This window comes from Arthrobacter sp. E70 (assembly GCF_058266945.1).
In genome coordinates, this window is the sequence record NZ_JBYQFR010000004.1 from 179,712 (window position 1) to 192,511 (window position 12,800).

Consider the following 12,800-nt stretch of genomic DNA (forward strand, 5'->3'; position numbering starts at 1 on the left):
TGCCGAAGGTCCCGTGTCTCCCGCGAAGGTCAGGCGCGCGCCTGCAGTCCCGGGACGCCGTCGCGGATCTCGAAGGAGGCCTTCGTGGATACTGGAGCGCCCGGCGTCGTCACGTGGTCCACGACCCGGAAGTCGGCGGTCATCGCGTCCTTGGTGATGCGGGTGTTCACGTAGCCGCGGTTGTCGTTGAAGAACTTCAGGTGCGGGTTCCAGGCCATGGTGGGGTCCGTGGTGGAGCCGGTGCCGTTGCCCGTGGAGGTGATGGACGTGCACACGAGCTCCGAACCCACCACGGGGGAAGCGGGGTCCTTGTAGTCCACCTTCAGGTCGTTGGCCCAGTTCCGGTGGACGTCGCCGGTGAGCACGACGGCGTTGCGAACGTTTGCGTCCACCCAGCCCTGGGTGATGCGGCGGCGGGAGGCCGCGTAGCCGTCCCAGCCGTCCATGGAGACGTCGTCGACGTCCAGGGCCTGGGCACGGTCGCGCTCGGCGAAGAAGACCTGCTGGCCGAGGATGTCCCACCGCTGGGTGGAGTTCCTGAAGCCATCCAGCAGCCACTTTTCCTGCTCGGCGCCGGTGATGGTGCGGTCCTCGGCCAGCCGCTCGGCCACGTTCTTCTTCCAGCCGTCACCTGCGAGCTGGTCGTCCCGGTACTGGCGGGTGTCCATCATGTGGAAGTTGGCCAGCTGGCCCCACTGGATCTTCCGGTAGATCTTCATGTACGGGCCGGCCGGCAGGGACGACGGGCGAAGCGGCATGTTTTCGTAGTATGCCTGGAATGCGGCAGCGCGGCGCTGGCGGAAGTGCTCCACGCTGTCGTTGAGCTGGGCGGGATCCTGGTTCTCCGGGACGTCGTCCGCCCAATTGTTGTCTACCTCGTGGTCATCCCAGACCACTGCCCAGGGTGCAGCCGCGTGCGCAGCCTGCAGGTCGGCGTCGGCCTTGTACTGGGCGTGCCGCTGCCGGTAGGTTTCCAGCGCAACGGTCTCCGGGCCCTCGTGGTCGCGGGGGTTCCCGCCGCCGATCACGTAGCTGCCCTTCTTGTATTCGTACAGGTAGTCGCCCAAGTGCAGCACCAGGTCCGGGTGGTCCTCGGCCAGGCGCCGGTAGGCCGTGAAGTAGCCGTGCTCGTACTGGGCGCAGCTGGCGAACGCCATGGCCAGGGCGGCGGGGGTCTCGTGCAGTGCCGGGCTGGTGAGGGTCCGGCCCACGGCGCTGAGGTGCTTGCCGGCGCGGAACCGGTAGAAGTATTCGCGGCCCGCCTTCAGCCCGTGCAGCTCCACGTGCACCGAGTGTGCGGACTCGGGACGGGCCTGCTCCACACCGCGGGCCACCACGTTGCGCATGCCCTGGTCCTCGGCCACCTCCCACTGCACGGCCACCGGCCGCGACGGCATTCCGCCGAGGCCGTCCTCCGCCACGGGGTTGAGCGCCAGGCGGGTCCAGAGGACGAAGCCGTCCGGCCACGGCTCACCGGACGCAATGCCGAGCATGAAGGGATCGGCACGGAGGCCGGCGTCGTCCGCGGTGGAAACGGCGACGGCGGCACTCGGCAGTGCGGCGACCAGGCCGGCCCCGATGCCGGCGGAGATAAGGGTTCTGCGGGAGATGTTGTCCATGGCTCCCAACGTATTTTCAGGCGTTGTACAGGTTTTGAGGAGGATGTGAATGACTGGTTAACGGTGTGACAAGGCTTGTCGACACGCTTCGCGCCTGTGGCCGGGCGCGTAGGTCAACCACCGTGGCGGGTCAACCGACTGTGCAGGCAGCCCGGAACGCCAGGTAGCGCGGATCGTTGCGGCCCACCAGCCGGCCCAGCGCCTCGACGGCAAGCGGATCCCCCGCCCCCATGTCCGTGGACAGCCAGCGCGCGAGCAGTCCGGCCTTCCCGCTGGCCCGCACCGCAGACCCAACCGCGATGTCCAGCTGGTCCCGGAGCAGCTGGACCGCAAGGGTTCCAGACCGGCTGAGCAGGGGAGCGCGGTAGGCCTCCAGCGCTTCGGCAACGCGGCCCTCGCGCACCAGCCGCAGCACCTGCCCTGCATCCGAGCGTGCAGCCAGCCCGGGAGCCAGCCGGTAGGGGTTCGACTCCACGGCACCGCCCAGCATCGAGCGCACCCGGAACATCTCGGTCCGGATGGCCTGCGGCGTTCCCGCGTCGCCGTGCAGTTCGTAGGCCAGTTCCTCCGCTGACCAGCCTTGCGACCGCGAGTCCAGCAGCGCCAGGATCTCCGCCCGCCGCAGCGTCAGGGGAGTGTGGCTGCCGTCGGCGAACACCGCCGCCGGCTTCTCGCCGAGCAGTTCCAGGAACTCGACGGCGGCAGCCGGCCGGGCAGGCGGAAGCCCGGGCTGCCGGGACGCACGAACGGAAGACGAAGCTCCCAAGGAGGTACCGGCGTCGGACGTTCCCAGCAAAGCCTCGGCCACCCGCACGGCGCACCGCACCATCCGCAAAGTGTCTGCGCTCAGGGTGTCCAGCGGGCCGGAGACGTCCAGGACCCCCAGCACCCGTCCCGTGGCCGGGTCCGTGATGGGCGCCGCCGTGCAGGCCCAATCGTGGTGCGTGCGGACCAGGTGTTCGGCGGAAAACAGCTGCACGGGGCCGCCGGTGACCAGGGCCTCGCTGATGGCGTTGGTGCCGATTCCGGCCTCGGACCAGTCGGCGCCTTCCAGGAATTCCAGGTGGTCGGCCCGGCGGAGGACGGCGGGGCTGCCCACTCGCCAGAGGATTTCGCCGCTGGCGTCGGTGAGCACCAGGAGGTGGCGGCCGGTCCGGGAATCATCGGCCAAAAGGTCGTGCAGCGCGGGCATCACCTGCTGCAGCCGGTGCTCCTGCCGCAGCTCCAGCACCTCGGCCACCTCATGCAAATGGCGCGGGCTGTGCTGGTCCGGGCTGATGCCCAGGGCCATGGACCGCCGCCACGACTCCACCAGTGGCGTGGGAATCTCGGGCCGCGGGACGCCGGAGATGACCAGTTCGTGTGCGCGCCGCAGCGTCTGCGCATACGTTGCCGGGTCCGAGAACCTCAGGCCGTAGTCCACTCATCCCCTCCTCGCAGCTGGCTCCCTTGCCGATACGTGTAACGCCGTTGTTACCCCCGCCGGGTTCCACTAGTGATGCAGCTCACGCCGGCCCCAGCATATCGCAGGGCAGGCGGAGCCACAGGAACAGCACAAAGGAGTGGAGATGACCCAAACACCCACCGCCGCCGCGCAGGCCTGGCTTGCCGGGCTGGATGACGCGCTGAAGCGGCGCGACGTGGACGCAGCCCTGGAGCTTTTCGAGGACGAGAGCTACTGGCGGGACTTCGTGGCGTTCACCTGGAACCTCAAGACGCTCGAAGGCAAGGCGGACATCCGGCGCATGCTCGAGGCAACGCTGGACCGCGTGCAGCCGGCCAACTGGGCGCTGGCGGAGTACGCCACCGGGGACGCGGAGAACACGGAAGCGTGGATCACGTTCGAGACCGGCACCGCCCGCGGCTACGGCCACCTCCGGCTCCGGAACGGCAAATGCTGGACGCTGCTCACCACCATGCAGGAACTGAAGGGCTTCGAGGAAAAGAAGGGCCCGCGGCGCGAGCAGGGCGTGGCCCACGAGATCGTCCGCGGCCGGCGGTCCTGGAAGGAGGTGAAGGAAGCGCAGGAAGCCCGGCTCGGCTACGAGGAACAGCCGTACTGCGTGATCATCGGCGGCGGGCAGGGCGGGATCGGACTGGCCGCGCGGCTGAAGCGGCTGGGCGTGCCCACCATCATTGTCGAAAAGAACCAGAACCCGGGTGACTCCTGGCGCAACCGCTACAAGTCCCTGCACCTGCACGACCCCGTCTGGTACGACCACCTGCCCTACCTGAAGTTCCCGGACGACTGGCCGGTCTTCGCCGCAAAGGACAAGATCGGCGACTGGCTGGAGCACTACACCCGCATCATGGAGCTGAACTACTGGTCCGGCACCGAGTGCGTCAAGGCAGCGTACGACGCCGGCACGCAGGAATGGGAGGTCAGCGTCCTTCGCAACGGCGAACCGGTGACGCTCCGGCCCAAGCAGCTCATCTTCGCCCTCGGCGTCTCCGGCTACCCGAATATTCCCACATTCGACGGCGCGGAAACCTTCCTGGGCGAGCAGCGCCACTCCTCCCAGCACCCGGGCGGCGGTGACTGGACCGGGAAGAAGGCCGTGGTGATCGGCTCCAACAACTCGGCCCACGATATCTGCGCGGACCTGTGGGAGCACGGCGCCGATGTCACCATGATCCAGCGGTCCTCCACCCACATCGCCCGCAGCGAGTCCCTGATGGACCTGGCGCTGGGGGATCTGTACTCGGAGCGGGCGCTGGCGGCAGGGGTGACCACGGAAAAGGCGGACCTGCTGTTCGCCTCGCTGCCCATGCGCATCCTGCCCGAGGCGCAGGTGCCGGTGTACCAGGAGATGGCCAAGCGGGACGCAGACTTCTACTCGCAGCTGGAGGCCGCCGGGTTCGACCTGGACTTCGGTGTGGACGGTTCCGGTCTGTTCGTGAAGTACCTGCGGCGCGGCTCCGGCTATTACATCGACGTAGGCGCCTCCCAGCTGATCATCGACGGCCGGGTGAAGCTGAAGTCCGGACAGGTCGCCAAGATCACGGGCAACGCCGTGGTCATGGACGACGGCACCGAGCTGGAGGCGGATCTGATCGTCTATGCCACCGGGTACGGCTCGATGAACGGATGGCTGGCGGACCTGGTCTCTCCCGAAATCGCGGACCGCGTGGGGAAGTGCTGGGGCTACGGCTCAGACACGCCAAAAGACCCTGGTCCATGGGAGGGGGAGCTGCGCAATATGTGGAAGCCCACGAATGTGCCCAACCTCTGGATCCATGGCGGGAACCTGCACCAGAGCCGGCACTACTCCGCCTACCTGGCGCTGCAGCTCAAGGCCCGGATGGAAGGACTCGACACCCCGGTCTACGAGCTGCAGCCCAGCCACCACACCCGCTGAACCTGTCCGAGGAGGACCATCATGAAGGCAGCACGCTTCCACGCCCGCAAGGACATCCGGATCGAGGACATCCCCGAGCCGGAACTCCGGGCCGGGGCGGTGAAGATCGACGTCGCCTGGTGCGGCATCTGCGGGACCGACCTGCACGAGTACCTGGAAGGGCCCATCTTCTGTCCGGCACCGGGGCACCCGCACCCGCTGTCCCACGAGGAATCCCCGGTGACCCTGGGGCACGAATTCTCCGGGACCGTGTCCGAAGTCGGCGAAGGCGTGGAGGGGCTGGCAGTGGGTGACAACGTCGTCGTCGAACCCTACTTCGTGGACGGCGACTGCGACATGTGCCAGGCGGGCAGCTACCACCTGTGCCGGCAGATGGGCTTCATCGGGCTGTCCGGCGGCGGGGGAGGGCTGAGCGAGAAGATCGTGGTGGACCGGCGGTGGGTGCACCCCATCGGGGACATCCCGCTGGATGAGGCCGCCTTGATCGAGCCGCTGTCCGTGGCCCACCACGCCGTCGCACGAAGCGGCGTCAAGGCAGGCGACGTTGCCCTGGTGGGCGGGTCCGGGCCGATCGGACTGCTCACCGCGGCCGTCCTCAAGGGCATGGGCGTGACCACGATCATCAGCGAGCTCACCCAGGCCCGCAAGGAGAAGGCCACCTCCAGCGGCGTGGCGGACCACGTGCTGGATCCCGGCAAGGAGGACGTCCCCGCCCGGGTGCGGGAGCTTACCGGCGGCACTGGGGCGGATGTCGCCTTCGAGTGCGCGGGCGTGAACGCTGTCCTGGACACCATGCTCGACGCCGTCCGGCCCGGGGCGGTGGTGGTCAACGTGTCCATCTGGGGTGCACCGGCCACAGTGGACATGCAGAAGATCGTGCTCAAGGAGATCGACCTGCGCGGCACCATCGCCTATGTCCGCGACCACCCCGCCGTGATCAGGATGGTGCAGGAGGGCAAGGTGGACCTCAAGCCGTTCATCACCGGCCGGATCGCACTGGAGGACCTGGTGGAGCAGGGCTTCGACACCCTCATCAACCACAAGGACACCGCGGTGAAGGTGCTGGTGCATCCGTAGGGGAAGAGCTCGGACTTTAGTCCCTGTTCTGGAGTAACCCCCGGGCGTAGCTTGGATGTGGGTCCGCAGCCGCGGGCCCACATCCAAGGGGGCATCATGGCCAGGCCCAGGTTCTCGGCATTCACTGTTCTCGGGCTCAGCAGCCTGATCGTGCTCACGGGCTGCTTCGGCCCGCCGGCGCCGGGCCCCACTACCAGTTCGGCGGCCCCCAGTCCGACGGCCAGCAGCGCCAGCCCCTCCACGGTTAGCCCCAGTACGACGGCGGGCAGCACCACCACGGCCACCCCGACTTCGCCGCCCAACACCTCCGCCGCGCCCACCACCACAGCTGCCGTGCCGCCGTCGTCCGCCCCCGCCACCCCACCGCCAACCCAGGAGCCCACCGGCCTTCCTGAACAGACCGGTCCGCTGACCGTCTACTACGTGGCCGTGGACGACAACGGCGTTTCCGGGCCCCGGATCGGCTGCGGCGACAGCCTCGTGGCCACCACCACGGCGCCGGTCACGTATACGGACCAGGTGGGCCCGAGCATCAACGCCCTGCTCGCCAACAAGAGCCGCGACGTGGGCCTGTCCGGTCTCATCAACGTCCTGTACCAGTCCAGCCTCACCTACCTCGGCGGCGAGTTGAACGGCAGCACCATCACCATCTGGCTCTCCGGCCAGTTCATGCTGGGCGGCGTGTGTGACGTCCCGCGCGCGAAGGCCCAGCTCGAGTACACCGCCATGGCCGCCTCCGGTGCAACGAGCGCCCAGGTGTTCGTCAACAACCGCCCCATTGACGAGGTGCTCAGCCTCAAGTAGGAGGTTACCGATACAGGCCCAAAGCCCCGTCCGTTCCGGCCAGCCCAGGAGAATAATCGGATTCAGGACTGAGGAGTCGCCATGAACCGCTTGCTTGTTGGCCTGTGCACCGCCGCGGCACTCATTGTGCCGGCGGTCCCGGCCGGAGCCGCTCCCGACGTTTTCCACACCATCGTGTCCACGCGCGGCTCCGCCGGGGTGGTCAACACCGAGGGCTGCCGGAAGACCGAAATCTATGTCTCCTCCAGCGTGGCCATGTACGCAGGGCAGCCCGGGCCGGTGAACAAAGAGGGGCTCACCGCCGTGTTCCTGCGCGTCACCGACATCTGCGCGCATCCATCCGGCGATGCAGCAGCGGCAGCAGGAGGTGGCACGGTCCTGTTCGAGGCCGATGGCCGCAACTTTGAACCACTGGTGGCTGACCCACGGCTGACCACGGCGTCCGTCACCACCGACCTGCCCGGCACCGACAGGGACGGAAACCCGGTCACCATCAGCCTCGCCGCTACCTGGACCGGCACCGGCCCGCTCTTCCACGAAACCTCCGAAGTCCAGCACGACTACCCGGGCCAGGGCACCGTCAGCACCACCGACGGCATCACCCGGATGGGTGCCGCCGCACACGTGGCCGTCATGGTCAACACCCTTGCGTCCTCCGGCACCGATGCGGGTGCGATCCTGCAACAGGTGGAATCAGCGTGTGCTGAAGTGCAGCGTCCCGGCGTCGAGGACATCCACCCCTGCTTCGGCTTCCCAGGGTAGCCGGGCAGCCACGGATGGACCGGCTCCAGCACCCCCTGTTCGCCCGCGCCTTTGCCCGCGCGGTTGGCACGCTGGACCGCCGCGGGGCCGCTGAGCACCGCAGCCGCATGGTGGCCGGCCTGCACGGGTCAGTCATCGAAATCGGCGCAGGCACCGGCTCCTCCTTCCCGTTCTACCCGCCCGCCGTCACGCACGTGCTGGCGCTGGAGCCTGACGACTACCTTCGGGGTGTGGCCCAGGAGAACGCCGCCAGCGCGAGTGTCCCTGTCACAGTGGTTGATGCCGCCGCAGAGCATATTCCTGCAGAAACCGGCAGCGCCGATGCCGTGGTGGCAAGCCTCGTCCTGTGCAGCGTCAAGGACCAGGCAGAAGCGCTTGCCGAGATCCGCCGTGTCCTCAAGCCCGGCGGGACCCTTGCCTACTACGAACACGTCCGCTCCAACCGCCCTGTCCTGGCCAGGGCCGAGGACCTGCTGACTCCCGCGTGGGGGCGGTTCATGGGCGGCTGCCACCTCAACCGCGACACCCTCGGTGCCATCACGGCAGCAGGTTTCACCGTCGAGGAGAACGACCGCTTCAACTTTGCCATGGGGCGCCTGAATCCTCCGCTGGCGCACATCCTGGGCACGGCCACGAGCCCGGGACCGGTCCCGCGAGGCCGGACGGATCCGGCGTGACAGACCTGAACGTCCGGGAACAGGCCGCCCTCCAACTGCCGATCACCGATGCTGCCGCCCTGACAGCCGAGCAGGCGCTGGAGCGGCTGGGTTCCGGACCCCCAGGCCTGTCCGAAGACGAAGCTGCAGCCCGACTGGCGCAGTTGGGACCCAATGCCGTCCGCACCCACCGGGCCAACGCCTGGGCGGTGCTCGGGCGCCAGTTCGCCAGCCCTATCCTGATCCTCCTGATTGCCACCGCTTCCCTGTCCCTGTTCCTGGGAGACGCCACCAACTCGATCGTCATTGGCGTGATCCTGCTGGTCAGCGTGGGCCTCGGCTTCGCCAACGAATACCGGGCGGAGCTCGCCTCCGAAGCCCTGCACTCCCGCGTCACCCACCGCGCCGCCGTCCAGCGCGGCGGAACCACCCGCGAAGTGGACGTCACCGCACTGGTGCCGGGCGACGTCGTCCATCTCTCCCTGGGCGCCATCATCCCCGCGGACCTCCGCCTCCTCACCACCAACGACCTCCTCTGCGACGAAAGCATCCTCACCGGCGAATCCCAGCCCGCCGCCAAGGACCCTGCCCCCGTGCCCGCGGGCGCGGCCCTGGCCGACCTCGCCTCCTGCGCCTTCATGGGCACAGTGATCCAGTCCGGCAGCTGCAGCGGCGTGGTGGTGGCCACCGGCGGCCGCGCGGAGTTCGGCCGGATCGCGCTGGGCCTGGGCGAACGGCAGCCGCAGACCGAGTTCCAGCTGGGGCTGAAGCGTTTTTCCTTCCTGCTGCTGCAGGTCGCCATCGTTCTCACCTCGCTGATCTTCATCGCCAACGTGCTGCTGCAACGCCCCCTCCTGGAATCGCTCCTCTTCTCCCTGGCCATCGCGGTGGGCATCACCCCGCAACTGCTTCCCGCGGTCGTCAGCACCAGCCTGGCCACCGGCACCCGCCAGCTCGCCAGGCGCAAGGTCCTGGTGAAGCGGCTGGTGTGCATCGAGGACCTGGGGGACATGGACATCCTGGTCACGGACAAGACCGGCACGCTCACCGAAGGAAAGATCAGCTACACCGGCGCCCTGCCGGCCACAGGGGACGTCTCCGACGACGGCCTGCTCACCCTTGGCCTGCTGGCCACCGAGGCGGACTACACCGGCGCCAGGGTCTCCGCCGCCGGGCAGAACCCGCTGGACGCAGCGCTGTGGGACAGCCCGGGCGCGGCCGCTTTCGAGCCGGCGCGCTTTGAGCGGCTGGACCTGGTCGGCTTCGACCACCAGCGGCGGCGGACCACCGTGCTGGTCCGGGAGGCGGCCGGCCCCGCGCTGCTTGTCACCAAGGGAGCACCCGAGGACGTGCTGGCCCTGTGCGGGCCTACACCGCCTGCCGCGCAGGCACTGCTGGACGAACAGTTCGACGCCGGCTCCCGGGTGGTTGCCGTGGCAACCCGGCCTGCCGCCGGGCTGAGGCAGCTGGCGCCCGCGGACGAGCGGGGCCTCACCCTGGCAGGCTTCCTCGTGTTCCTGGACCGGCCCAAGGCCAACGCCCGGCAGTCACTGGACCGGCTGGAGGCGCTCGGCATTTCGGTGAAGCTGGCCACCGGGGACAACGCCAAGGTGGCCGAAAGGGTCTGCGCCGACCTGGACGTGGTCTCTGGCGGTACCCTCACCGGCGCCGAGGTGGAGGGAATGTCCGACGCCGACCTGGCCGCCGCCGCGCGCACGGCCACCATCTTCGCCCGCGTCTCCCCGGAACAAAAGGCCCGCATCATCACCCTCCTGCGGGAGAGCGGTGGCGCAGTGGGCTTCATGGGTGACGGCGTCAACGACGCCCTGGCACTGCACAAGGCGGACATCGGCATCTCCGTGGACACCGCAACGGACGTGGCCAAGGACGCGGCCGACGTCGTCCTCCTCGACAAGGACCTCGGCGTCCTGGCGGACGGCGTGATGGAGGGGCGGCGGATTTTCGCCAACACCATCAAGTACGTGCTGATGGGCACGTCCAGCAACTTCGGCAACATGTTCAGCGCCGCTGTTGCATCCGTGGTGCTGAGTTTCCTGCCCATGCTGCCCGGCCAGATCCTGCTGAACAACCTGCTGTACGACTCCGGGCAGCTGGCCATCCCGGGTGACCGCGTGGACAAGGAACAGCTGCGGGCGCCCTCGCACTGGAACATCGCATTCATCCGCCGGTTCATGCTGCTTTTCGGGCCCATCAGTTCGTTGTTCGACTTCGCCACGTTCGCCTTGATGCTGTTCGTGTTCACCGCCGCGCCGGGGGAGTTCAGGGCGGGCTGGTTCATCGAATCAATCGCCACGCAGACGCTGATCATCTTTGCCATCCGCACCCGGCGCGTCCCCTTCCTGCGCAGCCGGCCCTCCGCAGGCCTGCTCGCCGCGTCACTGGCAGTGGTGGCGCTGGGGGTATTCCTGCCACTCTCGCCGCTGGCCGGCGTGCTGGGCTTCGACCCGCTGCCGGTGCCGTTCTTCCTGGCACTGCTGGGCATGGTGGTGGTGTACCTGGTCCTGGTGGAGCTGGCCAAGCAGTGGTTCTTTGCCCGCAGCGCACAGCAGGTGCCCGTGGTACCGCCGCCTGTCCAGCGGCGGCACGCCACCCACCACATCTCCCGCCGCGCGTTCCGTTTCAGCAGTCCGGTCCGAATGCCGAGGTCGGGTGCGCACCGCGTCAGGATCCGGCGGCGCCGTCATCATCAAGCCACGCAGTGACGCTTGTTGCTAGCATGGTCGAAAGAGGCGGCGGGGGGCTGCACTTATATGCCGGACCAGGGTGAAGCAGCCTGCCCTCAGTGACGCCGGCCAATACTGAGGTGTTTTCTCAATGTGGCGTGAACCCATCAGGCGGCGGACCCGGGAACTCCTGCGGGAGTTCGTAGACCGGGCAGATGACCTTGTCCGTGCACAGGAACACGTGGAAGGACTGCTCGGCGCGGTGGTTTCCATGGCGGAGGACCTGAGCCTTGAAGCGGTCCTGGACCGGGTGGTGCAGTCGGCGTGCGAGCTTGTCGGGGCGCGGTACGGGGCACTGGGCGTCATCGGCGACGACCAGCAGCTCAGCCACTTCATCACTGTCGGCATCGATGATGAAGGTGCCCACCTCATCGGTGACCTTCCCACGGGCCACGGAGTGCTGGGGCAGCTCATCCGCGAACCCCAGCCGCTGCGGCTCCACGACCTGGGCGAACATCCCATCGCGGTGGGGTTCCCGCCCAACCACCCGCCGATGCGGACCTTCCTGGGCGTACCTGTCCGGGTCCGGAACGAAGTTTTCGGGAACCTGTACCTGACCGAAAAAATCGACGGTCCTGACTTCACGGCCGAGGACGAAGACCTCGCGGTCGCCCTCGCCAGTGCCGCCGGCGTGGCAATCCAGAACGCGCGGTTGTTTGACGACACCAACCGCCGGCAACGGTGGCTGGAAGCCGGAATGGTGGTCAGTGACAGGCTGAAGGCCCAGCCGCGGTCCGATACCGAAAACCTGGACATGATCGCGGAGCAGGCCCTGCACGCGTCCGGCTCCGCATTGTCGCTGGTGGCGTCCGCCAACGGGGACGGCAGCATACGATGCCGGACATCCGTGGGGGTCCAGGCCATGCCCGGAGGGCAGGAACTGCCCGCCGCCGCTGTCCTGGCCCAGGTGCTTGAAACCGGGGAATCGAAAACCTTGAAGGACCCACGCCAGGTGTTCGACCCTGCATCGGCCGAAAAGCTCGGGCCGGTCCTGGTGGCAGCCCTGGGCAGCAACAGTGACGGCCACCGCGACAGCGTCCTGATCCTGGCCAGGCCTGCCGGCGGGTCGCGCTACACCGAGGTGGACGTCGAACAGAGCGCTTTGTTCGCGTCCAGGATCGGGCTGACGCTGGACTTGCTGAAGGCCAACCAGCTCCGGGAAGAGCACGCGCTGTTCATCGACCGGGAACGGATCGCACGGGACCTGCACGACCTGGTCATCCAACGGCTGTTCGCGGCCGGACTCAACCTCCAGGGCCTGCGGCGGTACATGTCGGATCCCGCCGCGCTTGAGCGCCGCATTGCCGGTGTCACCACGGAGCTGGACGACTGCATCCACCAGCTCCGCGACACCATCTACTCCCTCCACGCCAGGCAGCCTGACCAGGAGCTGCTGAGTGGCCGCGTCCTGCGCGCTGTCCAGGAGGCCGCGAACGCCGGCGGTTTCCTCCCGCGGATCCAGCTCTCGGGCCCGGTCGATGATGGCGTGGGCGACGAGGTGGCCGACCAGCTGCTGCCGGTGCTGTACGAAAGCGTCAGCAACGCCGTCAGGCACTCAGGGTCGGAGGACATCTACATCCACCTGGCAGCGCAGGACGGCGAAGTGGTGCTCACGGTCCGGGACAACGGCTGCGGCTTTGCCGACCCCGAACGGGTCAGCGGCCTGGACAACATGAAGAGCCGGGCTGCCCGCCTCGGCGGTACCTGTGTCATCGAGAGCCAGCCGGGCAGCGGCACGAGTGTGACGTGGACGGTGCTCACTGCCTGATGGGGCGGGTT

General features: G+C 68.2%; 9 protein-coding genes. 7 read left to right on the plus strand and 2 right to left on the minus strand.

Features of this window, described 5'->3' with window-relative positions:
* Positions 1 to 29: 29 nt before the first annotated feature.
* Positions 30 to 1,619: an alkaline phosphatase D family protein gene (locus AC3IMC_RS06465; protein ID WP_490917574.1), complete on the minus strand. Its 1,590-nt coding sequence runs from the start codon at positions 1,617 to 1,619 to the stop codon at positions 30 to 32.
* Between the two features lie 130 nt (positions 1,620 to 1,749).
* Positions 1,750 to 3,042 carry a GAF domain-containing protein gene (locus AC3IMC_RS06470; protein WP_490917575.1) on the minus strand — a complete coding sequence of 431 codons (1,293 nt, stop codon included), beginning with the start codon at positions 3,040 to 3,042 and terminating at the stop codon, positions 1,750 to 1,752.
* A 145-nt stretch (positions 3,043 to 3,187) separates the two neighbouring features.
* Between AC3IMC_RS06470 and AC3IMC_RS06475 the strand changes: the two genes are divergently transcribed.
* The 7 genes from AC3IMC_RS06475 to AC3IMC_RS06505 all read left to right on the plus strand — a co-directional run bounded on the left by AC3IMC_RS06475 (position 3,188) and on the right by AC3IMC_RS06505 (position 12,789).
* Entirely contained in the window at positions 3,188 to 4,978 is a 1,791-nt protein-coding gene (locus tag AC3IMC_RS06475) for an NAD(P)-binding domain-containing protein (protein ID WP_490917576.1), read from the plus strand.
* Positions 4,979 to 4,999: 21 nt separating this feature from the next.
* The gene (locus AC3IMC_RS06480) at positions 5,000 to 6,055 is read left to right on the plus strand and encodes a 2,3-butanediol dehydrogenase (RefSeq protein ID WP_490917577.1); all 1,056 of its coding nucleotides are present in this window, start codon (positions 5,000 to 5,002) and stop codon (positions 6,053 to 6,055) included.
* Between the two features lie 96 nt (positions 6,056 to 6,151).
* Positions 6,152 to 6,859, plus strand: a complete 708-nt coding sequence (locus AC3IMC_RS06485; RefSeq protein ID WP_490917578.1) for a hypothetical protein — start codon at positions 6,152 to 6,154, stop codon at positions 6,857 to 6,859.
* 81 nt (positions 6,860 to 6,940) lie between these two features.
* Positions 6,941 to 7,621, plus strand: coding sequence for a hypothetical protein (locus tag AC3IMC_RS06490; protein ID WP_490917579.1), 681 nt, complete (start codon positions 6,941 to 6,943; stop codon positions 7,619 to 7,621).
* Between the two features lie 14 nt (positions 7,622 to 7,635).
* Positions 7,636 to 8,298, plus strand: coding sequence for a class I SAM-dependent methyltransferase (locus AC3IMC_RS06495; protein WP_490917580.1), 663 nt, complete (start codon positions 7,636 to 7,638; stop codon positions 8,296 to 8,298).
* A complete protein-coding gene (mgtA, locus tag AC3IMC_RS06500; protein WP_490917581.1) occupies positions 8,295 to 11,000 on the plus strand; it encodes a magnesium-translocating P-type ATPase in 2,706 nt (901 codons plus the stop codon). The genes AC3IMC_RS06495 and mgtA overlap by 4 nt, the downstream gene beginning before the upstream one ends.
* Before the next feature lie 112 nt (positions 11,001 to 11,112).
* Complete coding sequence (locus AC3IMC_RS06505) at positions 11,113 to 12,789, plus strand: GAF domain-containing sensor histidine kinase (protein ID WP_490917582.1); 1,677 nt, start codon at positions 11,113 to 11,115, stop codon at positions 12,787 to 12,789.
* Positions 12,790 to 12,800 lie beyond the last annotated feature (11 nt).